The sequence below is a fragment of the Candidatus Galacturonatibacter soehngenii genome (assembly GCF_008830185.1).
GTDB lineage: Bacteria > Bacillota > Clostridia > Lachnospirales > Lachnospiraceae > Lachnotalea > Lachnotalea soehngenii.
Window position 1 is genome coordinate 142,650 of sequence record NZ_WAGX01000007.1, and the last position, 21,945, is coordinate 164,594.

At 34.0% G+C, this 21,945-nt stretch carries 21 protein-coding genes; 12 read left to right on the forward strand and 9 right to left on the reverse strand.

The window, feature by feature from the left end; all coding sequences use genetic code 11:
- Window positions 1-95 precede the first annotated feature (95 nt).
- The 4 genes from tkt to F7O84_RS15425 all read left to right on the forward strand — a co-directional run bounded on the left by tkt (window position 96) and on the right by F7O84_RS15425 (window position 5,214).
- Window positions 96-2,084 (forward strand): transketolase, encoded by a 1,989-nt coding sequence (tkt, locus tag F7O84_RS15410; protein WP_151147280.1) that lies wholly within the window; start codon window positions 96-98, stop codon window positions 2,082-2,084.
- 83 nt (window positions 2,085-2,167) lie between these two features.
- Complete coding sequence (locus F7O84_RS15415; protein ID WP_151147282.1) at window positions 2,168-3,220, forward strand: aldose epimerase family protein; 1,053 nt, start codon at window positions 2,168-2,170, stop codon at window positions 3,218-3,220.
- A 360-nt stretch (window positions 3,221-3,580) separates the two neighbouring features.
- Entirely contained in the window at window positions 3,581-4,288 is a 708-nt protein-coding gene (locus tag F7O84_RS15420; protein ID WP_151147284.1) for an ABC transporter ATP-binding protein, read from the forward strand.
- Window positions 4,288-5,214, forward strand: coding sequence for an ABC-2 family transporter permease (locus F7O84_RS15425; protein ID WP_151147287.1), 927 nt, complete (start codon window positions 4,288-4,290; stop codon window positions 5,212-5,214). The genes F7O84_RS15420 and F7O84_RS15425 overlap by 1 nt, the downstream gene beginning before the upstream one ends.
- Before the next feature lie 60 nt (window positions 5,215-5,274).
- Here F7O84_RS15425 and F7O84_RS15430 read toward each other — a convergent pair whose 3' ends face one another.
- The 3 genes from F7O84_RS15430 to F7O84_RS15440 form a co-directional block, all read right to left on the reverse strand.
- A complete protein-coding gene (locus tag F7O84_RS15430) occupies window positions 5,275-6,330 on the reverse strand; it encodes a GHKL domain-containing protein (protein WP_192451788.1) in 1,056 nt (351 codons plus the stop codon).
- Between the two features lie 287 nt (window positions 6,331-6,617).
- On the reverse strand, window positions 6,618-7,331 hold the full coding sequence (locus F7O84_RS15435) for a LytR/AlgR family response regulator transcription factor (RefSeq protein WP_151147291.1): 714 nt from the start codon (window positions 7,329-7,331) through the stop codon (window positions 6,618-6,620).
- A gap of 93 nt (window positions 7,332-7,424) precedes the next feature.
- On the reverse strand, window positions 7,425-8,276 hold the full coding sequence (locus F7O84_RS15440; RefSeq protein ID WP_151147293.1) for a hypothetical protein: 852 nt from the start codon (window positions 8,274-8,276) through the stop codon (window positions 7,425-7,427).
- Between the two features lie 455 nt (window positions 8,277-8,731).
- Between F7O84_RS15440 and F7O84_RS15445 the strand changes: the two genes are divergently transcribed.
- Together F7O84_RS15445 and F7O84_RS15450 are read left to right on the forward strand one after the other, a co-directional pair.
- Complete coding sequence (locus F7O84_RS15445; protein WP_151147296.1) at window positions 8,732-8,941, forward strand: hypothetical protein; 210 nt, start codon at window positions 8,732-8,734, stop codon at window positions 8,939-8,941.
- A 119-nt stretch (window positions 8,942-9,060) separates the two neighbouring features.
- Window positions 9,061-9,801, forward strand: a complete 741-nt coding sequence (locus F7O84_RS15450; protein ID WP_151147299.1) for a hypothetical protein — start codon at window positions 9,061-9,063, stop codon at window positions 9,799-9,801.
- A 109-nt stretch (window positions 9,802-9,910) separates the two neighbouring features.
- Here F7O84_RS15450 and F7O84_RS15455 read toward each other — a convergent pair whose 3' ends face one another.
- Entirely contained in the window at window positions 9,911-10,519 is a 609-nt protein-coding gene (locus F7O84_RS15455) for a LysE family translocator (protein ID WP_151147302.1), read from the reverse strand.
- 13 nt (window positions 10,520-10,532) lie between these two features.
- Complete coding sequence (locus F7O84_RS15460) at window positions 10,533-10,973, reverse strand: Lrp/AsnC family transcriptional regulator (RefSeq protein WP_151147305.1); 441 nt, start codon at window positions 10,971-10,973, stop codon at window positions 10,533-10,535.
- Between the two features lie 289 nt (window positions 10,974-11,262).
- On the opposite strand from F7O84_RS15460, the gene F7O84_RS15465 reads away from it, so the two are divergent.
- Genes F7O84_RS15465 through F7O84_RS15475 form a run of 3 tightly spaced genes read left to right on the forward strand, consistent with a single transcriptional unit; the run spans window position 11,263 to window position 15,319 of the window.
- A complete protein-coding gene (locus tag F7O84_RS15465) occupies window positions 11,263-12,990 on the forward strand; it encodes an ABC transporter ATP-binding protein (RefSeq protein ID WP_151147308.1) in 1,728 nt (575 codons plus the stop codon).
- Window positions 12,990-14,849: an ABC transporter ATP-binding protein gene (locus F7O84_RS15470; RefSeq protein WP_420886648.1), complete on the forward strand. Its 1,860-nt coding sequence runs from the start codon at window positions 12,990-12,992 to the stop codon at window positions 14,847-14,849. Before F7O84_RS15465 ends, F7O84_RS15470 begins: the two co-directional genes overlap by 1 nt.
- A gap of 26 nt (window positions 14,850-14,875) precedes the next feature.
- Window positions 14,876-15,319: a MarR family winged helix-turn-helix transcriptional regulator gene (locus F7O84_RS15475; RefSeq protein WP_151147310.1), complete on the forward strand. Its 444-nt coding sequence runs from the start codon at window positions 14,876-14,878 to the stop codon at window positions 15,317-15,319.
- Between the two features lie 90 nt (window positions 15,320-15,409).
- Here F7O84_RS15475 and F7O84_RS15480 read toward each other — a convergent pair whose 3' ends face one another.
- From F7O84_RS15480 to F7O84_RS15495, 4 genes are read right to left on the reverse strand one after another with little or no spacing between them, the layout of a single operon-like run.
- The gene (locus tag F7O84_RS15480) at window positions 15,410-16,390 is read right to left on the reverse strand and encodes a metal ABC transporter permease (RefSeq protein WP_151147312.1); all 981 of its coding nucleotides are present in this window, start codon (window positions 16,388-16,390) and stop codon (window positions 15,410-15,412) included.
- Complete coding sequence (locus F7O84_RS15485; protein WP_151147314.1) at window positions 16,374-17,297, reverse strand: metal ABC transporter permease; 924 nt, start codon at window positions 17,295-17,297, stop codon at window positions 16,374-16,376. Before F7O84_RS15485 ends, F7O84_RS15480 begins: the two co-directional genes overlap by 17 nt.
- 1 nt (window position 17,298) lies before the next feature.
- Window positions 17,299-18,057 carry a metal ABC transporter ATP-binding protein gene (locus F7O84_RS15490; protein ID WP_243140915.1) on the reverse strand — a complete coding sequence of 253 codons (759 nt, stop codon included), beginning with the start codon at window positions 18,055-18,057 and terminating at the stop codon, window positions 17,299-17,301.
- A gap of 40 nt (window positions 18,058-18,097) precedes the next feature.
- Window positions 18,098-19,030, reverse strand: a complete 933-nt coding sequence (locus F7O84_RS15495) for a metal ABC transporter solute-binding protein, Zn/Mn family (RefSeq protein ID WP_151147318.1) — start codon at window positions 19,028-19,030, stop codon at window positions 18,098-18,100.
- 157 nt (window positions 19,031-19,187) lie between these two features.
- Between F7O84_RS15495 and F7O84_RS15500 the strand changes: the two genes are divergently transcribed.
- The 3 genes from F7O84_RS15500 (at window position 19,188) to F7O84_RS15510 (ending at window position 21,783) form a co-directional block, all read left to right on the forward strand.
- Window positions 19,188-19,691: a metal-dependent transcriptional regulator gene (locus F7O84_RS15500; RefSeq protein WP_151147320.1), complete on the forward strand. Its 504-nt coding sequence runs from the start codon at window positions 19,188-19,190 to the stop codon at window positions 19,689-19,691.
- Between the two features lie 57 nt (window positions 19,692-19,748).
- Window positions 19,749-20,762 carry a threonine aldolase family protein gene (locus F7O84_RS15505; RefSeq protein ID WP_151147322.1) on the forward strand — a complete coding sequence of 338 codons (1,014 nt, stop codon included), beginning with the start codon at window positions 19,749-19,751 and terminating at the stop codon, window positions 20,760-20,762.
- Between the two features lie 133 nt (window positions 20,763-20,895).
- Window positions 20,896-21,783: a DUF1002 domain-containing protein gene (locus F7O84_RS15510; RefSeq protein ID WP_243140916.1), complete on the forward strand. Its 888-nt coding sequence runs from the start codon at window positions 20,896-20,898 to the stop codon at window positions 21,781-21,783.
- Window positions 21,784-21,945: the final 162 nt, after the last annotated feature.

A 21,945-nucleotide genomic window follows, 5' to 3' on the forward strand; every position in this document is an offset into this window, starting at 1 on the left:
ATATCTAAAAAGTGTATTATCTTTTTTATAGAAAATTTTATTCTATGGAAAGGTAGTACACTTTCTAAATGCTTTTATGAATTAGGAGGAACAAAATGGGAAATATTGATACGAAATCGGTTAATGCCATAAGAGTGTTAGCGGCAGATGCAGTACAGAAAGCAAATTCAGGACATCCAGGGTTGCCACTTGGTTCAGCCGCTATGGCTTATGAACTTTGGGCAAAGCATATGAAGCACAACCCAAAGAACCCTAAATGGGCGAATCGAGATAGATTTATACTTTCAGGTGGACATGGTTCTACCCTACTTTACTCATTGTTACATTTGTTTGGATATGGGGATTTATCCATTGATGACCTTGCTAATTTCAGACAAGATGGGTCCTTAACTCCTGGACATCCAGAATATGGTCACACAGTTGGTGTGGAAGCAACAACAGGCCCACTTGGAGCGGGTATGGCTATGGCAGTTGGTATGGCTATGGGTGAAGCTCATTTGGCCTCGGTATTTAATAAAGAAGATATGAAAGTAGTTGACCACTATACGTATGTACTTGGTGGAGACGGCTGTATGATGGAGGGGATTTCTTCAGAAGCATTTTCTTTAGCAGGAACTTTAGGACTTTCAAAGCTTATCGTATTATATGATTCCAATAATATATCCATTGAAGGAAGTACAGATATCGCTTTTACAGAGGATGTAAAAAAGAGATTTGAAGCATTTGGCTTCCAAACATTAGTAGTAGAAGATGGAAACAACTTGGAAGAAATCGGGAAAGCCATTGAAGAAGCTAAAGCTGATACAACTAGACCTACTATGATTACGGTTAAAACACAGATTGGATATGGATGTCCTGCAAAAATGGGCAAAGCAAGTGCACATGGTGAACCACTTGGTGCAGACAACGTAGCTGCTTTAAAGGAATTTTTAGGATGGGAAAAGCAAGACGCTTTCTATGTACCTCAAGATGTATATGACAACTACAAAGCAATTGCTGAGGCGAACGCAAAAGTAGAAGAGGAATGGAATCAGTTATTTGATGCTTATGCAAAAAAATATCCTGAAATGAAACAATTATGGGATCAGTATCATGATGAAAATGCGGCAGATGCATTGATTGATGATGAAGATTTCTGGAAATATGATGAGAAAGCAGATGCGACTCGTAATCTTTCTGGAGTAATGATTAATCGCATTAAGGATAAATTACCTAACTTCATTGGAGGTTCTGCAGATTTAGCACCATCCAACAAGACGAACATGAAGGATGCTGGTGATTTTTCTAAGGATAACTATGCAGGAAGAAACTTACATTTTGGTGTTAGAGAACTTGCTATGGCTGCAATTGGAAATGGTTTGATGCTTCATGGTGGCTTACAAGCATACGTAGCTACATTCTTTGTATTCAGTGATTACGTAAAACCAATGGCAAGATTATCTGCTCTTATGGGGCTTCCATTGACTTATGTATTAACACATGACAGCATCGGCGTTGGCGAAGATGGACCAACTCATGAACCAATTGAACAATTGGCAATGCTTCGTGCGTTACCAAACTTTAGTACATTTAGACCAGCAGATGCAACGGAAACAGCAGCAGCTTGGTATTATGCAATTTCAAATAAAAAGACACCAACCGCTTTGGCACTTACTAGACAGAACTTACCTCAACTTGCAGGTTCTAGCAAAGAAGCATTAAAGGGTGGATATGTAATAGCAGATGCAACAAAAGAAGTACCAGATGCAATCCTTATGGCAAGTGGTTCAGAAGTATCACTTTCCATTGAAGCAAAAGAAGCATTAGCAAAAGAAGGAATCGATGTACGAGTGGTTAGTATGCCATGTATGGATGTATTCGAACAACAGTCAGAAGAATACAAAGAGTCCGTATTACCAAAGGCAGTTAGAAAGAGAGTTGCAGTAGAAGCTCTTAGTGACTTTGGATGGGGCAAATATGTTGGTCTTGACGGAGCCTATGTAACCATGAAAGGCTTTGGAGCAAGTGCACCAGCAGACGTATTATTCAAGAAATTTGGTTTTACAGTTGAAAATGTAGTGAAGACAGTAAAAGAAATTTTATAATAAAATAAAGAATGAGAAGTAGAACGGGTCCTTTTACAAAGGAGCGTTCTATTTCTGTATTTCAATACGGGAGGGTAATTACAATGAGTATTTTACAAAAAAGCTATGGAAAGACACTGGAAGGGGATCAAATCACAGAATTTATTTTACAAAATGAAAGAGGTATGAAAGTTCATTTAATCAATTATGGCGCAATCATGACGAAGCTTTTTGTGCCAGACAAAAATAATGAATTTGCTGATGTAGTACTTGGCTATGATAATTTAGAAGGCTATTTAAAGAATCCAGGCTACTTTGGTGCAACGATTGGACGTAACGGAAATCGAATTGCAGGTGCTAGTTTTGAAATAAATGGTGTGACTTACCAGCTTGATAAAAATGAGGGTGAAAACAATTTACACGCAGGCTTTGATGGTTATAATAAAAGAGTTTGGGATTTTACAGTTAACGAAGAAGAAAACGAAGTAGTCTTTTCCTTGATTAGTCCAGATAAAGACCAGGGATTCCCTGGAGAGTTCAAGGTGTCTGTTACCTATAAGTTAACAAGTGATAATGCAGTATCGATTGGTTATGAAGGTGTAAGTGATAAGGATACCATAGCAAATATGACGAATCATAGCTATTTTAACTTGGCGGGACATACAAGCAATTCCATTCTAGACCATATTTTGTGGATAAAAGCATCAAAATTCGTTCCAGTTGTGGACAGCGCGGCAATTCCAAGTGGAGAGCTTTGGGAGGTAAAAGGAACTCCAATGGACTTTACTTCTAAAAAAGCGGTTGCAGATGAAATTGATGCAGACTATGAACAACTTAAATTCACAGGTGGTTATGATCACAATTATGCTCTTGATAAGAGAGGAAAAGAACAAGAATTAATCGCAACGGTAGAAGATCCTAAGTCTGGAAGAAAAATGGAAGTATATACAGATTTACCAGGCGTACAGCTTTATGCAGGTAATTTTATCAATGGAGATGGTGATGTTTGCAAAGATGGTGTTGTGTATCAAAAGAGAAGTGGTCTTTGTTTAGAAACGCAGTATTTTCCTGATGCAATTCATCAAGAGAATTTTGAAAGTCCGATTTTAAAAGCGGGCGAGAACTATAAGACTACTACAGTTTATAAATTTGTGTAGTTAAAGAATAAGAGAATAGGCCTTTGTATGAAAGAAACAGCAATACTATTTGTTTGCATTAGCAAATAGTATTGCTGTTTTTTGTTATGACAATATGTTTATATTTACATAGGAAGCAAAAAAAACATTTTAGATTTGGATATAAAGATAGCCAAAAAATGGAGTATCGAATTACATTTTCTATTTCAAAAAACAACGTTTATCATAAAAATAACGACGTTAATCAGTGTTTTTGAAAAAAAATCAATGATTAAGCTATAATTAATTTATGTTTTTTTATTATATATAAATATTATTAAAAGTTTTATACTTTTAAAGTATATAAGAAAAAACAAATAAAGTTATATATAGGGGTTAATAATGAATTATCTTAAAATAGAAAATTTAACAAAAACAATAAAAAATATTGAAATACTACAGAATGTCAATTTAGAAATTTTGAAAGGAGAAATTTTTGGATTGATTGGACCAAATGGTGCTGGAAAAACTACACTTATGAAAATTTTAAGTGGATTAAGTGATATTACACAAGGAACAGTAATACTTGATGGGAATGAATCTAAACAAAATAGAGTTTTTACAGGTGGGAAGGTGGGAATATTAATTGAAAACCCAGCATCTTACGGATGGCTTAATGGTTACGAAAATTTAAAAATAGTAGCTCAAACTCAGAAAAATAACAAGGAACAATTGGATAAAATCATTCAGATAAGTGGTTTAGAAGATGCTATTTATATGAAGACAGCAAAGTATTCTCTAGGAATGAAACAGCGATTGGGGATTGCTATGGCACTGTTAAATAACCCAGAATTATTAATTTTAGATGAACCATTAAATGGACTAGATGTAGAAGGCGTTGCTCAAATTAGAGAATTGATTCGCAAATTGTCTAGAGAAGAAAAATTGACAATATTAATATCAAGCCATGTTTTAAGTGAACTTGATAAGATATGTGACAGAGCAGCTTTTATTAAAAAGGGTGAGATTTTAGCTGTAGTTTCTCATAATGACTTAAAGGATGGCGGATACGAAGAAAAGTATAATCAATTAGTAAAGGGGAGAAAATAATGAAAAGCTTAACAGATGAATACCGCAAAACATGGACTTTAAAAAACATTATATTAGTAATTGGTATTTTTTTAGCCATTAATGTTATGTACTTTTTTTTAAATGCTCCTACCACATCGGCAGATTGGAGACAAGAGGCCCAAAGTACAAAGTCATTTGATGAAGAGTATCTAAAAGATACAAAAGAATTTGATACATATGATAACATTGATTTAGTACTAATTGAGAATGCTAAAAATGAAATTCAGATTATAGAATACTCTTTGGAGAATAATATACCGTATGGAAATATAAGTGTCTGGACTCATTCACAAAATGTACTTATAGCTTCCGTATTTGTAGTGATAATTATGGTTATCATTGGAGGAAAAACTATTTCCTGTGAATTTGAATGTGGAACATGGAAAAATTTGGTATCCACTGGAACGTCTAGATATGAAAAACTTATAGAAAAATATATTTATACATTATTACAGGCATTATGTGGTGTTTTTTTGTTTGCACTTGTGACCTTTATATTTGGAAGTATTTTTTACGGCTCCATAAACACAACTACAAAGCTACAAATAATATCAAATGAAATAGTAAAAGTATCTTTACTTCCTGTTCTTATAGGGTCTTTCTATGTTTTATTTATGAAGATTGTTTTCTTTACTTTTTTTACACAAAGCTTAAATTTAATATCTCGTAATGGGAAATTTAGTATAATAATAGGAGTTTTATTTATTGTATTTTCATCAAATATAAATACGTATTTAAAAGATTATGCAATATCAAAATACTTACCTTTTCAGTATTTGGTATACAAAGCCTCTGATTTATCCAGTGTGCCAGGTTATTTAACGTATAGTTTTGTTTTAATTATTTATATGATTATATTTCTAAGCATAGGAAGTATTATATTTAATAAACGAGATATCGTCTAAGGTCAATAATTCATAAGTTCCATCAAAGTGTAAGAGCGTTGTATGAAATCTATATTGCTATTACACTTTGATAATATTTTCAAATAAAATTTCAGTAACAAATAGGTTCTGTTCACAAGTATAAGTTAGTGTTCCACCATATTTTTTAACGATAGCATTAATATTTTTTGTTCCAAAGCCATGCTCATGTTTATTGGATTTGGTAGTAGGTATAACGTTCCATTTGTTTGATTTTATGGGTTCGATTGTATTATTAGTTAATTTAATAAATAATGCTTTATTCACATTTTTTATACATACATTTATTTTGGTTTCTGTTGTAGGTGCATTATTTATAAATTGATTGCGCCATTTTATTTCAGATTCAATGGAGTTTTTAAGTAAATTTGAAAATAAAATACAAATATCCATGTTACTAAATCGTGTTTCTTCAGGAAAGTAGCCTTTCCATTTTATTTTTATATCGTATTTAGAATAGATTGAAAGAATATCATCTAAAATTATATTAATAATATCATTTCCAGTATCCACATTTGTTTTAAATTTTTGGGTTTGATTACCCATATGTAATAAATAATCTTTTAATTCCTCATACTTATTTGCTTTTTGTAATTCGATTAAGCAATTGATATGATGAGTGATATCATGTCGAAATTTTTTGGTGTCTTCACCATTTTTTAGAAGAGTCCTAAAATAATTTTGCTGAGATATTAATAATTCCTCAGAAATTTTAAGGTTTTCTTTATAATAGCGGTTTTTATGATACATCATGATTAAAGCCATGTAGACAAACAATAGGACGCCTCCACTTGATGTCACCCCTAAAATTAACGGAAGTTTATACATGGATTCATTTGATTTGATTGCCATTACCTGAATAGGGGCTATATATAATAAAGCACCTATAATCCCTATAGTCATAACACCAATTAAGTTGTAGTTTACTTTTACCAAAGTATTATCGTTTCCTCTAATTTTTAACAATACAAGAAGTAAGATAAATAGAAATATTAAACTGGGAAAATTACAAAGTTGGTCTAATATAGGATGTTTTAATATCTCATCAATACTTCTTTTTGAAAGTAATGCAACTATACCTCCTGATAGTAAATCCATAAATGAAATGAGCAAATAACATGCGAGTACAATAAAAATTTTATTCCATTTACCTGTCATAATATAGACTGTGGTGATTGCCATTATTACACTTATATATGTTATAAGTTCAGGGGACAATCGACTTCGAAATAATAATAAAAATAATATACAAAAAGAGATTATAAAAAATGCAGTGCGATTTTTTTTTGAAGAATGAATTCGAAAAATACCAAAAATTAAAATTGATAACTTACATATGTCTGTTAAATAATTTAAGATTATAATTATCATGGTTTTTAATCCTTTCAAAAAATTCGTGCATGTTCCTTTATATATTTTCTAAACGCTTCCTTTGCTTTGGGAAGCTTTCTGATTGAGATAGGAATTTTTATCCCATTTTTTAATATAAAAAAAGTACCGTTTATTTCAATAACAGAAGCAAAATTTACCAAAAATGACCTATGACAGCGAAAAAGCAGATCATCAAAGTACTCCTCCCAATATTTTAAACTTCTTCGAAATATTTCATTTTTATTCTTTATATAAATATTCGTCTCGTCACCTAATGCCTCAATAAAAAATATATCGGTTATGTCTACTGCCATGCATTTTACTCCGTTGTCTAGCATAACAATTTTGTTTTTCGAAAGTTCTGATATTGCTGCCTCCAAACCTTCTACTAATTCTTCGTTCATACACGACTTTAAAATATAACGTAGTGCTCTGATTTTATACGCTTCACGAGCAAACTCCTCATGATTAGTTAAATATATTATTTCTGCTTTTTCATCTTTATTTCTAAGAATCGTAGCTACTTCAAAACCATCAATTTGAGGCATTTCTACGTCTAAAAAGATAATATCATATTTTTTTTTTGATTTTAAAAGATTATATCCATTTTGAAATTCAGTAATATTGCAATTTATTTCTTTTTCAAATAGATATTTTTTGCTAATCTCTGATACTTTCTTTATTACTTGAACATTATCATCACATATTGCTATTTCCAGTGCCCTCATTACCAAATTACCCCTTTTTTTAACAGATTATCATAATTAAATTTATATTTCAATTGTGACCTTCATGAAAAAAATAGAAGTAATATAAAGGTGCTATTTGTTTAAACTACAGGTTTCATTTTTCCAAAAGCCTTCTGTTGGAACCTTTATATGACCAGTTTCATCAATTTTATAATCATTGCCAAATACAGTAATCTTATCGCCGACTTGTTTACTATTTAGCCAGGTATTGGTGTTATACATGGTTACGATACTTAACGCACTTTCCTGTGTAAATACTTTTCCATTTTCTCCCAGATAAAAGGTTTTTGCCTTCCCATCGACAGTGATACTAAACTCTCCTGGTTCAATTCCTAAATTTTTAAGGCTTGCTTTTACACTTTCTCTACGAAACATATGAAAATCTGCCTTGCCAGATATTAAAGTGCTTAATACCGACATGGTCGTTACCGTACTTCCTCTGCATTCAGCTGAAACATTATCTTTATCATTACCAATGATAGATTCTGTAAAAGCTCTAGAAATTGTTTTCCCGTTAAATGCACATGTATAGCTATTTCCGTCAATTGCTTGATAGGAGTAATAGCTTTTTGAAGAAAGATTAATGTTATTATTCACGGCATATAGCGGTTGAAATGATTTTGTATTCATCAAAGACAATGCACCAAAGGGAATAACCTGACCTTGCCCTCCATTTCCAAAGGTAAAGTATTTTTCTCCTGAAGTGACTGCACTGACGCAGCCTTCATAGAAGTTAATTGCGTCTAATAATATTTGTGCAGAAGATTTATTTAGGTTATAAAAACTTAACTTGTCATTGCGAACTTCCAAGGTGTCAGTACCAAGTAGTGTGCTAATAGATTTTTTAGTATTGATTTGATGTTTTTTTCCGTTGTATAGACTGCGTTTTAAAGAAATGTAATTGTTTGTTATCGTATTTATCATTTTAATTTCCTCAATAATATAGACTTTTTATCAATTGTGTCATTATTAATATCGTTTTTTATTTAAAAATATTTAGAAAGGTGCATGAATAGATAGTTTTAAAGCATGAATAGCAATAGGTTTTAAAATGTTGTAGGGGTAAAATTCTATTATATTTAAGAGAAAGCTATAAAAAGTATATAAAATGTCTTGAATTATAGTAGAGATACTGAGTATAATGCTTTTAAGCAGTAATTTGCTAGAAACTTTGAAAAATTATTTATTCATAAATCAGAAAGGATCTTAAGATGATAAAAAAATTACATATAATTCTATTCTTATTCCTATTTTGCATTATGGTCTATCTAATAGTAAATTATAAGTCGGAAAAACGAGTTGGCACAATTACTATAAATACAAAAGAATTAGAGTCTGGGAACTCTGTAATAACCTTTAAGGGAAATGAGGGAGAGCAAATGGAAGTAACATTTGATTCTAATGTGAGTCAGGGGGAGTGGCACTTACAATTGACAGATTCTGATAGGCGTGTATTATATACATTTGAAACCGATAAGTCAATAAATGAAAAATACAGATTACCAGAAAGCAGTGACTTTAGATTGGAAGCCGCTTATGAAGGATTTGTAGGAAAAGTTAGAATTAAAGCAATTCTAAAAAAAACATAAAAATAAAATGAATAATAAAAAATATAGTTGAAATGTATAGACAAAATATGCTAGACTATAAAAGTAGTCTAACTAAAAGTAGACTATGGGGATATAAGTAAATTACAGGAGGATAAAAAATGCAAAAATTCAAAGAACTAAAGTCAAAATTTATGTTACCGATCCTATCTTTAGGATTATCAGCTAGTATGCTGTTTACACCAATGTCAGCTTTTGCTGCAACAGCTTATCCAGCGACGGAGCTTGATGGGGAGTTAAGCACGTTTTATCAAGGAAATGCAGATGATTGTGGCGCAGTTTCTGCAATACAAGCATTAGACAACAGTGTTTATGGAAAAGGACTGTTAAAGAAAATGATAACGGTTAATTCCAACGGAAGCTATACTCTTAACTTTGGTGCAGGAAAACAGACCATATCCAAAAGAGAGGCAGCGAGTGCACCCATTACTGGAGATCTAGATGCAAGAATAATTGAGGCAGGGCTTCAAAAAGCAATGAATGTATATAATGGCTGTTTTGCTAGTGATGTGTTTACGACTATGACAGGATTTAAGCAAAATACGTATTATGGTTCTACATCAAAAAGAAATATAATGAATGCAATGGCAGCTAAATTTGCATCTGGACAAGGAGCAATGGCAGCTTGTGATTTCGAGATAGCAGATGATAGTAAAGGAATTATAGGAAATGGTGGTCACTCCTATTCGATTAGATGGGTAGACAATGATATGGTAGTAGTCATTAATCCATGGGACACCTCCAAATTAATCTATATGTCAAGAGCTCAGTTTGAAAATTCAATCCGTTATATGACATATGTGGATGAGTCATCAAAAAAGGTTGTTGTATACTGGAATTAATGGAAATAAACGGTTAGTTTACTAAATTAAAAAAGCAAGTAACTATGATACAAATAGTTATTTGCTTTTTTTTAATCAGCATAGAATCAAAATACTTCAAAACTTATGTTTAATATTGCTTGATTAGTTTATGCACTGCATAAAAAATCAAGAATAATCCAATCACTACATTTAATAGCGAAATAATCATCTCTGGAAAAAATTTTCCAACCACGCTTCCTAAGAAAGATACAAACGATAAAAACAAAATGGTTGACATAACACAGCCTATAGCAAAGAAAAAGAGCTGATTTTTACTCCAGTTATTTTCCAACATTTTAGTTGAAAAGATTCCGCTCCAAAATACAATTGTAAGAGGGTTTGATGCTGTAAGTAAGATACCCTGTATAAAAAGATTCTTATTTGATAGAACAATGTTTTGGCTAAAGCTTGGTAGGATAGAAAAATGAAATACATCTAGTATGGTTTGTAGCCCAAATAAAATTAATACAAAGCATCCAATCATCAAAACAAAGAACTTTACCTGTGGTTTGCTTAGAATCGAAGAAATTCCAAACCAAGACAATCCAATATAACAGGTATCCACTAATGCGATTGCTAAAATAAGAGTAGCAGAGGATAACACTCCAACCAAGGAGGAGGTACGAAATACCAACAGACAGACTGGGCCAATGGCTAATTGCAATAGCATGCCAAATCTAAGACCTTTTAATATCATAATGTTTTTCCTCCTATATATTTATTTCTTCTTTTAGCGTAATTAGGCTAATAATAGTATTGGAACTGTCTACTCCTTTTATCTTTTTTAAGTTGTTTGATAAGAAAGATTCGAGCGCTTTAGTATCTTCGACAACCACTTTTAGAAGGTAGTCATATTCACCTGCAACATGATGGCATTCTAAGACACAACTATTTTTTATAATTTGCTTCCTAAAATGATCAATATTTTCATTTTTATCAATGTTTACAAATATAAAAGCCAATAAACGTTGGTTGGTTTTTTGCCTGTTTATTTTAATGGTATACTGCTGAATGATTTCAGCTTGTTCTAGCTTTTTGATTCGTTCTGTTACTGCTGGAATAGATAGTCCTACAAGATTGCTGATTTGAGATGCAGATGATCTTGCATTCCTTTTTAGTACATTTAAAATTGATAAATCGATTTCATCCATAATGATGCCTCCTCTTTTAACATATTCTATCAAATTCATTATATTAAATAAATAAAAAGGAAAAATAACATAAAAAATAAGGTAAAAGAAAAAAATAACTTAAAAATAACAGACTGTCCTTTGTTTTTAGTGTTTACTCTGAAAAAATTACGGGTAGTAAAAATATTCAAGTAATATCGATTGCTTTGAAAATCTACTGGTATTGACATTAAAATATAATGCTATATAATAGTTACATGTGCAACTGTTGCATATGCAACTAAAATAAACAACAATGGAGCGTTACAATATGAATGACTTTTTAATCTATACAAAAAAATATAAAAAACAATTTATTCTAGCAGTCCTATGCATTGTAATTGAGACGGTTTTTGAGTTAATTATACCAATGGTTATGGCAGATATTATTGATGTTGGAATTGTGAATGGTGATAAAGACTACATTTTACGAAAAGGAGCACAAATGGTTTTCTTAGCCGTTATATCCTTGCTTCTTGGTCATGCTTGTGCGAAGTATACGGCAAGATGTGGAAGCGGAATTGCTGCCCAAATAAGGGCAGGAGCTTTTCAAAAGATGCAGACATTTTCCTTTGCTAATACGGATAAGTTTAGTACCCCATCCTTGGTTACAAGGCTAACCAGTGATGTTACAACAATTCAAAATTCCATTACAAATGGAATACGTCCAGGCTTTCGCTCCCCTATTATGATGTTAACGGCTATCGTTGTTTCCTTTCGTTTGAATGCCGAATTAGCATTTGTTTTTTTAATTGCGGCTCCTATACTTGCATTTATTTTATTTCTTATCATTAAAAACGTAAGGCCTTTGTATGGTAACATGCAAGGAGCAATCGATTCGGTAAATAAAATTATTCAAGAAAACCTAATTGCCATTCGCGTCGTAAAAGCTTATGTAAGAGGAGACCATGAGATTAAAAAGTTTCAGGAAGTAAATGATAATCTACAAAGTTCTGCAAAGAAATCCTTTACGCTAGCTTCCATGAATATGCCAGCATTACAGTTTGTGATGTATGCAACGATAATCAGTATATTGTGGTTTGGCGGTAATCTCGTTATGGTTGGGAATATGAAGGTGGGTGCTTTAACCAGTTTTTTAAGCTATGTGTTGCAAGTACTTAATTCTCTTATGATGTTTTCAAATGTTTTTTTGCTATTAACTCGTTCTATGACTTCTTGGAATCGAATCTCTGAGATTTTTCATGAGGTACCAGTCATACAGGATGACCGCGCGACAGATTTAACAATTACAAAGGGTTCCATCCGTTTTGAACAAGTGTATTTTAAGTACAAAGAAAGTGCAAAAGAATATGTTCTATCAGATATTTCATTTGAAATAAAAGAAGGCCAGACCGTTGGAATTCTTGGTCAAACAGGTTCAGCTAAAAGTACCTTAGTTCAATTAATTCCTAGATTATATGAAGCAACAAAGGGTACCATCTATATAGATGAACAGCCGATTTATCAATATACACAATCTCATTTAAGAGAGTCCATTGCTATGGTTTTGCAAAAAAACACCTTATTTTCTGGTACAGTGAAAGAGAATTTGTATTGGGGAAAAGAAGATGCCACGACAGAGGAATTAAATGAGGCATGTAAAATTGCTTGTGTTGATGAATTTATAGATCGACTTGATCAAGGTTATGATACGATTCTTGGACAAAGCGGAGTCAATGTATCAGGAGGGCAAAAACAACGACTTTGTATTGCAAGAGCCATTTTGAAAAAACCCAAAATATTAATTCTAGATGATTCTACAAGTGCACTTGATACAGCAACAGAAAGCAGTATTATGGAAGGGCTTAAAAAAACACTTCCTGATACCACCAAAATTATTATTAGCCAAAGGATATCCTCTGTTTCGCATGCGGATCAAATTATCATATTAGAAGATGGAAAAATAAATGCGATTGGAACACATGAAACACTTTTATTAGACAATGAAATTTATCGTGACATCTATGAATCCCAGCAGAAAGGAGAGCAAACAGCATGATGAAAAATAGTAAGCCTGTAAAGCCAAAGGATGCGAAAAAAGCACTCTTACATCTTTTGCGTTATTTAAGTCACTATAAACTTTCTTTAGGCTTAATTGCTCTATTGGTCTGCATCAGTTCCTTTGCTGGTATTATTGGAACTTACTTATTAAAGCCAGTTATTAACGAATATATCTTACCAGGTAATTTATCTGGGCTACTTCAAATGGTTGTTTTTATGGGAATTATGTATGCGGTCGGTGCCTTTTCTTGCTTGGTATACAATAAAAGGATGGTCCATGTCTCACAGCAGGTTGTAAGTGATATAAGAATGGATTTATTTTCTCATACCCAAAAGCTTCCTGTACAGTATTTTGATACACATACACATGGCGAGCTTATGAGCCATTTTACTAACGACATAGATACGATTTCAGAAGCATTAAATAATAGTTTTACCTTAATGATTCAAAGTTTTATAACCTCTATTGGAACTATCATAATGTTAATTGTTCTGGATTGGCAGCTTTCACTGATTGTTATATTCTTCTTATCTCTTATGCTTTTGTACATTAGACACAATGGAAAAAGAAGTAAAAAGTATTTTCGTGAACAGCAGAAAAATCTTGGTAATTTGAATGGATTTATAGAAGAGATGGTAGAGGGACAAAAGGTTGAAAAATTATTTTTGCATGAAAAAAAAGACTTTGAAACCTTTCAAAAACTAAACGAAAAACTAAGAGAGTCTTCCACAATGGCAACGACGTACACAGGAATGACGATACCAACCATAGTTTCGCTATCCTATATCAACTATGCAGTATCTGCTTGTGTGGGAGGATTGTTTGTATTAGCAGGATTGACCAATCTTGGAACTTTGGCCTCTTATCTTGTATATGTAAGACAAAGTGCCATGCCTATGAATCAATTTACGATGCAGATTAATTTTCTTATGGTAGCACTTGCAAGTGCAGAAAAGATTTTTGATATGATGGAAGAACAGCCAGAAATCGATGAAGGAACCATTACACTGTGTAGAGTTAAAAGAGAAACGGATCATAGTCTAAAGGAATGCGAAGAATATACGGGATTATTTGCATGGAAGATTCCAAAGGAAGACCATAGGGAACAACAATTGATTCCTTTAAAAGGTGATGTGAGGTTTGAAAAGGTTGTCTTTGGTTATACAAAAGACAACAGGATTCTAAATGGAATTAGCCTCTATGCAAAACCTGGTCAAAAAATTGCATTTGTAGGGTCAACAGGAGCAGGAAAAACGACTATAATTAATCTAATCAATCGATTTTATGAGATTAATAGCGGAACCATTACTTATGATGGTATTGATATAAGAAATATAAAAAAGGATGATTTAAGGCGCTCTATATCTCTTATTATTCAAGATACACATTTATTTAGCGGAAGTATTGAAGAAAACATTCGATACGGAAGGTTAACTGCGACAAAGGAAGATGTGCTACAAGCGGCCAAGATTGCAAATGCTGACTCGTTTATTAGGCGTCTTCCAAATGGTTACGATACCATATTAGAAAGTGACGGCAGTAACTTATCACAAGGTCAAAGACAGCTTCTTGCCATTGCAAGAGCGGCAATATCACAGCCACCAGTACTTGTAATGGATGAAGCCACCAGTTCCATTGATACAAGAACAGAAAAGTTAATTGAAAAGGGAATGGATGCGTTAATGGAGAATCGAACTGTATTTGTCATAGCCCATAGACTTTCAACAGTTCGAAATTCGCAGGCAATCCTTGTTCTTGAAAAGGGTGAGGTCATAGAACGTGGTAGCCATGATGAGTTGTTAATGGAAAAAGGAAAATACTATCAGTTATACACTGGATTATTCGAATTGGCTTAGACCAAAGAAAGAGGAGGTTTATTGATATGAAAAAACAAGATATTAGAGAACTACTTGTACGTGAGGATAAAATCAGAAAGCAAATCATTTCTCCCGTTTTTTTAGACATAGGACTTACCCCAGGGCAAGGTCAAGCTAGAATATTAAATAGACTTTTGGATAAAGATCAGGTAACACAAAAGGAATTAGGAGATTTTTGTCATCTGGATGCACCGACTATGTCAAGAAACTTGGATAAATTAGAAAAGATGGGATATATCATACGTGAAGTCAATCCTGGATGTAGACGTTCATTTTTGATTTGTCTGACACAGCTAGGAAGAACAAAGGCACAAGAAATTAGAACCACATTTGAACGGTTTGATGAGATTTTATGTAAAGATATAGAGGAAGGGGAGTTAGAAGTATTTTCAAAGGTTTTGATGAAAATGTGTGAGAATTTGGAAGAATATAAAAATATTCTTACATAGAAAGATTTACAAATCATAGGTGTTTTGTGTGAGTGTGCTCTCCCAAAACACCTATATTTTTAAGTATATGACAGGTTAAAAAGAAAAATCTTAATGTGAGTGGGTCTGTATTTCATCAACACTTGCCTTGCAATCATTCCTTTCATTGCCCTCTTGATTGTAAATATGAAAAAGAAATGTCATTTTAGCAAACTCTAATTTTAGTTGATTTCGCCTTCTTAAGGTACTGACAAAACCATGGTGAGGGGCAAAGATAAAGACAAGAAGAAAAGTAAGACCTGTCATGACAGCCATGCTACCCGCAATTGAGACATCAAAAAAAGCAGCAGCCTGATAACCAAGTATTGCATTGGCGGCACCAATCAGGGCACTTAACAGTAACATATATTTTAGGCTGTCAGTAAGTAGATACGCAGTAATTGGAGGTCCTATCATAAAAGCTACTACCAATATAGAGCCTACAGCCTGAAAGGCGCCTACAGTAGTAAGAGAGACACAAGTCATAAGCCCGTAATGTATCAAGGCAGGGGAAAAGCCAAGTAAGGCAGAAAGTATTGGGTCAAAGGCAGATATTTCAAGCTCTTTAAAGAAAACAATAATAGCAGTTACGTTAATTAATAATAGTATACCAGTCGTGTAAATAGCCTTTGCGCCAATGTCAACACCGCCAATGATCATTCGGTCAAATGGAGCAAACGCAAGCTCACCTAGTAGTACGGAATCCGTATCCAAATGCACGCTCCCAGCATATCTGGTAATCAAAATAATTGCAATTGAAAAAAGCAGTGGAAATACAATCCCAATCGCTGCGTCTTCTGCTAGAAGTCGGGTTCGACTTAAGGTCTCAGTAAGCCAGACCGTTATTACACCCATTAACGCGGCGCCAAGTATTAAAATAGGAGACGATAAGTTATGAGTCATAAAAAACCCCAGTACGATTCCAAGTAAAATGGTGTGAGTGATGGAGTCAGACATCATAGACATTTTTCTAAGGACTAAAAATACACCAGGCAAAGAACAAGCGACTGCGACAATGACTGCGATAAGTTGAATTTCAAATTGTGGGGACATTGATCTGACCTCCTTCCAGCTTATATAAAAGCCTGTTCTTTCTATGACGATACATGCGGTGAAGAATTCCTCTTCCAGGAGCGGCTAAAATGCTTATGATTACGATGATGCTAATACAAACTACGATAGAGGGACCAGTAGGAAGCTTTGGAATCATAGAACTAGCGGCGGTTCCAACTACACCTGATACTGCACCAAAACAAGAAGACAAAAAGACCATCGCCCATAGCTTATTCGTCCATTGTCTGGCTGCTACGGCAGGCGTAATAAGCATAGCACTCATTAAAATGACACCGACTGTTTGAAGGCCTATTATGATAGCAAGAACAATCATAAGGGATAACAATAAATTAAGTTTTTTTGGAGAAAAGCCAAGGCTCTTTGCATAATCACTATCAAAAGTAAAAAGCTTAAATTCTTTCCAAAATAAAACGACCAGACTAAGTAATATAAAACCACATATGCTCATGAGAAAGATATCACGTGATAATAGTGTGGATGCCTGACCAAAGATAAAACGTTTCAGCCCTGCCTGATTGGAATTCGGTATCTTTTGTACATAGGTAAGAAGCACCAGACCAAGCCCAAAAAACACGGACATAACAAGAGCCAATGCACCGTCAAATTTAATACGGGAATGTCTTACAATAGTGATTATAAAAAGCGTTGCCAGTAAACCTGAGAGCAAAGCTCCAAGTAAGAGTACTTCAGTGTTTTTACTGCTTAGCAAAATAAAAGCAATGGCTACTCCTGGTAAAGCAGAATGGGAAACACCATCTCCTAACAGACTTTGTTTTCGAAGCACAGCAAAGCTACCCATTACACCGCTAATAAGTCCTAAAAGTCCAGAACCTAAAGCGACTGTCTGAAAAGTATAGTCGTTTAATAAAGATAAGATTGCTGTCATATTACACCTCGCTGCCCAGTAGGGTTTTTGTACTTTTGTATGTCTTTTGCAGGTTATCTTCGTGAAATACCTCTTCTACTGGGCCGCTTGCAACAACACGTAAATTAATCAGTGTAACCCAATCAAAATAATCTGGCACAGTTTGAAGATCATGATGAACCACAACAACAGTTTTTCCTTGCTCTTTTATTTCTTTTAAGAGAAGTATGATTGCTTTTTCTGTTTGTACATCCACTCCTTTAAAAGGTTCATCCATAAAATAGATTTCTGCCTCTTGTGCAAGAGCACGAGCCAAAAACACGCGTTGCTGTTGCCCACCTGAAAGCTGGCTGATTTGCCGTAATGCATAATCCTCCATACCTACTTTTTTTAGTACTGTATAAGTCAATTCAATGTCTGCTTTACGAGGGCGTCTTATCCAGCCAAGTTTTCCATAGCACCCCATTAAAACGACATCAAAAACAGTAGCAGGGAAATCCCAATCAACACTTCCGCTTTGTGGAACATATCCAATATGTTTTTTCATAAAGCGAATATCCTTGCTTTCTTTATCCATAAAGCGGACAGCTCCTGTAACAGGGGTTAAAAGCCCAAGCATGGCTTTCATAAGTGTTGTTTTACCAGCTCCATTTGGCCCAACGACTGCCATTAATTGGCCTTTAGGAATTTTTAAATCGATCTCCCATAGAACTGGTTTTGCATCATATGCAACGGTAAGATCTTCTACTTCTACTGCATAGTCTATGATATCTTTGCTCAATTTTAATCCTCCATTTCCTTTATTCATATTCTATTTAGTTTTATTTTAAAGCATCTACAATCGTATCAATATTAGAGCGAAAGGTTAGGATATAGGAGGCGGCACCTAAGGATTCATCACCTAGTGAATCTGAATATAATTCGCCACCAATCACCACATCAAAGCCCTTTGCCTTTACGGCGGATTGCAAGGCTTCAATTGTCTTTGGAGGTATGGAGGATTCTACGAAGATAGCTTTGATTTGTCGCTCTACGATAAAGTCAGCAAGAGAGCTTACATCCGCCGTACCTGCTTCTGCATCAGTGCTAATGCCTTGAAGTCCTTTTACTTCAAAGCCATATGCCTTGCCAAAGTATTGAAATGCATCATGTGCCGTAACCAACACACGCTGTTCTTTGCTTAACTCTGTAGTTCTTGATTGAATATACAAGTTTAATTCTTCCAATTTTTTTAGATAATCAGACAAATTCTTATCATATAGGGAGGCATATTCTGGATCGGCTTCCTTAAATCCATTTGCAACGATTTGTGCAGCTTGTTTCCAAAGCGTAACGTCAAACCAGATATGAGGGTCATAAGTTTTAGAATTTGTTTCAGACTTTAGCAACATGGAAGGATCAAGACCTTCTCCAATGCAAATCACTTTTTGATTATTAAGATTTTCAAATATTTCTCCCATCTTGCCTTCTAGATGCAACCCGTTATATACGACAATTTGTGCCTTTTGCATTAATGTTACATCGCCAGCGCTGGCTTGGTATAGGTGAGGGTCAATACCAGGCCCCATTAAACCATCTACGGTGACTCTGTCGCCTCCGATGTTTTTTGACAAATCAGCAAGCATTGTAGTCGTTGCAACTATATTTAGTGTACTTTTTGAAGAAGTTATATTTGCGGTCTGATTCGAGCATGCAGGTAGCAAGAGCATCATGCAAAGTATAATTCCTAAAATGCTTTTGAAATTTTTTTTCATAACATCCCTCCTTATAACAACGGTTTTCTATACAAAGTTATTCCTTCTGATAGCGTTAGCGGCGAGAAAGAATATTTCCTTTGACTAATATATGATACCTAAGTAAGAAGTGTTACGAATATATATTAAGAAACAAATATAATAAGGAAGAAAGAACATGACTCATCAATATAAATCTCAATATCGCACGGTACGTGGATATCAATTGGATAATCAGCAGGAAAATGAACTAACTTCGGCAATGGAAGATTATCTGGAAATGGTCTGTAGGCAATGCAAAGAAAATGGCTATACTCGTGTCAGCAGAATTTCTGAGCTGTTAAATGTACGTCCTTCCTCTGCATCGAAAATGATTGCTAGGCTGGTAAAGCTTGGTTACTTAAAGTATGATGCTTACGAGAGTATTTTATTGGAAGAAAAGGGCGAACAGGCAGGGACATATCTTTTATATCGACATGATATAGTGGAGCAATTTTTAAGATTGATTGGAAATAATAATCCACTTAAGGAAGTAGAGTTGATTGAGCATTCTCTAAACTCCTCTACAGTAGAACAAGTTAGCATCCTATTGGATTTTTTTGAAGAAAATATTTCTCTTAAAAAGCAGTACATGGAATATTCAAAGAAAAAATCCGTTATAATAGATACGTTACAAAAATAAAAAGAATGTATGATATAATGGTTTGACTTAGGTTAATGTAGATACAAGGAGGAAAGTATGTATAGCTTTAAAAATGATTACAGTGAAGGAGCGCATCCACGTATAATCGAAGCACTCACAAAAACAAATATGGAACAAACAGTTGGCTATGGACTCGATGAGTATTGTGAAAAGGCAAAAAAAAGAATACAAGATATCATTGGAGATAAAAAGGCGGATATTCACTTTTTTGTGGGAGGCACTCAAACAAACCAAACCGCAATTGCCGCTTTTTTAAAACCATATCAGGCGGCAGTATCAGCAGATACGGGACATATTAACGTGCATGAAACAGGAGCAATCGAAGCAACAGGTCATAAGGTAGTGACATGTAGGGCAAGGGATGGAAAGCTAACACCTGTGTTAATTGATAAAATAATAAGAGAACATACTGATGAGCATATGGTACAGCCAAAGCTTGTATACATTTCTAATTCAACGGAGCTTGGAACGGTATATAACAAAGAGGAACTAACAGCTATTTCTATGTATTGCAAAGAGCATGACTTATATCTATATATGGATGGTGCAAGGCTTGCAGCAGCGTTAGCAAGTGGTAAAACAGATTTAACCTTTTGTGATATAGCAAATCTTACGGATGCTTTTTACATTGGTGGGACAAAAAACGGTGCTTTGTTTGGAGAAGCTCTTGCCATTTTGAATGACACATTAAAGAAGGATTTTCGATTTATGATAAAGCGTCAAGGCGGAATGCTTGCAAAGGGGCGATTACTTGGCATTCAGTTTTTGGAGCTATTTACCAATGATTTGTATTTAGAACTGGCTAGTCATGCAGACCAACTGTCTATGAAGCTAAAAGATGGACTTATAAAAAAGGGTTATCAGTTTGTATCAGACTCTTATACCAATATGCAATTTCCAATTATGAGCAATGAGACCATAAAAAGGTTAAAGAAAGATTTTCTATTTGAGGAAATTGAGTCATTAGATGAGGAGAATACGGTGATTCGATTGGTGACTTCTTTTGCAACCAAAGAAGAAGCAGTAGAACATTTCATAAAGAAATTGTAAGATATAATTCATACAAGTTCATGGTTTCGTCAAATTTATCTGTTATAATAAATAAGCAAATGTTATGGCCTGGTCTTTTGACCAGCTTTAAGAGGATGCATTTAATGAAAGATAAACGTTGGAGGAAATAAAAATGAAATGGATGAATAAAAAATTACTTTGTATTGTTATGGCCTTTGCTATGATAATGGCTGCTCCGCTGACAGCCTTGGCAGACGATTCAAGACCTTATTTGGCACTTGGTGCTGATTTGAGTGAATCCGAAAAAGCGACTGTATTGGAAAAACTTGGAATAGGGCAAGATGATTTGAGTAGTTATGATGTGATAACCATTACCAATCAAGATGAGAAGAATTACTTAGGTGACTACATGTCAGAAAACGTAATTGGTGGGCGTTCGTTATCTTCTGTATTAATTACCAAAAATAAAGCAGGTAGTGGAATCCATGTTACGACACATAACATCACTTATTGTACAACAGGAATGTATCGAAATGCATTGATTACAGCAGGTATCACAGATGCAAACGTTGTAGTTGCTGGTCCTTTTGATATTTCAGGAACGGCTGCGCTTGTTGGTGCATTAAAGGCTTATGAAACTATGACAGGAGAAACCGTTTCAGAAGAAAGTATAGATGCAGCTGTGAATGAACTTGTAACTACAGGAAGCATTGCGGATACACTTGGAGACAGTGAAAAAGTAGAACAGCTTATGGCACTGGCAAAACAATATGTGGTAGAAGGAAATCTAAATTCAGAAGAAGATATCATGAAGGCAATTGAACAAGCATCCAAAGAACTTAATATTACACTTAGCGATTCGCAAAGAAGTCAAATTAGCTCACTTATGGGAAAAATCTCTGGCCTTAACATTGATAAGGAAGCATTAAAATCCCAAGCAAAGGAATTGTATAATAGCTTAAAGGATATGGGAATTGATTTGGATGATGCAGGGGTTCGTGCTCAGATAAAAGATATTTTCGTTAGTTTTATTGAACTTTTAAAAAGCTTTTTTCAATAAGTAAGATTATAATAACTCTCAGACATTGCTCTGAGAGTTATTTCTTTTCAAACATGCTTTTTCTAATTAAGAAAGAATTAAGAAAAATAATGACCCGGTATTAAAAAAGTATTGATAAAGTATAGGAGGAAAGATAATATTACATTATAATATAGAGAGTGA

What these genes read in the sequence shown, in the direction of transcription:
- tkt (WP_151147280.1), top strand. Translation starts at nt 96, where the DNA reads ATGGGAAATATTGATACGAAATCGGTTAATGCCATAAGAGTGTTAGCG.
- F7O84_RS15415 (WP_151147282.1), top strand. Translation starts at nt 2,168, where the DNA reads ATGAGTATTTTACAAAAAAGCTATGGAAAGACACTGGAAGGGGATCAA.
- F7O84_RS15420 (WP_151147284.1), top strand. Translation starts at nt 3,581, where the DNA reads ATGAATTATCTTAAAATAGAAAATTTAACAAAAACAATAAAAAATATT.
- F7O84_RS15425 (WP_151147287.1), top strand. Translation starts at nt 4,288, where the DNA reads ATGAAAAGCTTAACAGATGAATACCGCAAAACATGGACTTTAAAAAAC.
- F7O84_RS15430 (WP_192451788.1), bottom strand. Translation starts at nt 6,330, where the DNA reads ATGGATTTACTATCAGGAGGTATAGTTGCATTACTTTCAAAAAGAAGT.
- F7O84_RS15435 (WP_151147291.1), bottom strand. Translation starts at nt 7,331, where the DNA reads ATGAGGGCACTGGAAATAGCAATATGTGATGATAATGTTCAAGTAATA.
- F7O84_RS15440 (WP_151147293.1), bottom strand. Translation starts at nt 8,276, where the DNA reads ATGATAAATACGATAACAAACAATTACATTTCTTTAAAACGCAGTCTA.
- F7O84_RS15445 (WP_151147296.1), top strand. Translation starts at nt 8,732, where the DNA reads ATGGAAGTAACATTTGATTCTAATGTGAGTCAGGGGGAGTGGCACTTA.
- F7O84_RS15450 (WP_151147299.1), top strand. Translation starts at nt 9,061, where the DNA reads ATGCAAAAATTCAAAGAACTAAAGTCAAAATTTATGTTACCGATCCTA.
- F7O84_RS15455 (WP_151147302.1), bottom strand. Translation starts at nt 10,519, where the DNA reads ATGATATTAAAAGGTCTTAGATTTGGCATGCTATTGCAATTAGCCATT.
- F7O84_RS15460 (WP_151147305.1), bottom strand. Translation starts at nt 10,973, where the DNA reads ATGGATGAAATCGATTTATCAATTTTAAATGTACTAAAAAGGAATGCA.
- F7O84_RS15465 (WP_151147308.1), top strand. Translation starts at nt 11,263, where the DNA reads ATGAATGACTTTTTAATCTATACAAAAAAATATAAAAAACAATTTATT.
- F7O84_RS15470 (WP_420886648.1), top strand. Translation starts at nt 12,990, where the DNA reads ATGAAAAATAGTAAGCCTGTAAAGCCAAAGGATGCGAAAAAAGCACTC.
- F7O84_RS15475 (WP_151147310.1), top strand. Translation starts at nt 14,876, where the DNA reads ATGAAAAAACAAGATATTAGAGAACTACTTGTACGTGAGGATAAAATC.
- F7O84_RS15480 (WP_151147312.1), bottom strand. Translation starts at nt 16,390, where the DNA reads ATGTCCCCACAATTTGAAATTCAACTTATCGCAGTCATTGTCGCAGTC.
- F7O84_RS15485 (WP_151147314.1), bottom strand. Translation starts at nt 17,297, where the DNA reads ATGACAGCAATCTTATCTTTATTAAACGACTATACTTTTCAGACAGTC.
- F7O84_RS15495 (WP_151147318.1), bottom strand. Translation starts at nt 19,030, where the DNA reads ATGAAAAAAAATTTCAAAAGCATTTTAGGAATTATACTTTGCATGATG.
- F7O84_RS15500 (WP_151147320.1), top strand. Translation starts at nt 19,188, where the DNA reads ATGACTCATCAATATAAATCTCAATATCGCACGGTACGTGGATATCAA.
- F7O84_RS15505 (WP_151147322.1), top strand. Translation starts at nt 19,749, where the DNA reads ATGTATAGCTTTAAAAATGATTACAGTGAAGGAGCGCATCCACGTATA.
- F7O84_RS15510 (WP_243140916.1), top strand. Translation starts at nt 20,896, where the DNA reads ATGAAATGGATGAATAAAAAATTACTTTGTATTGTTATGGCCTTTGCT.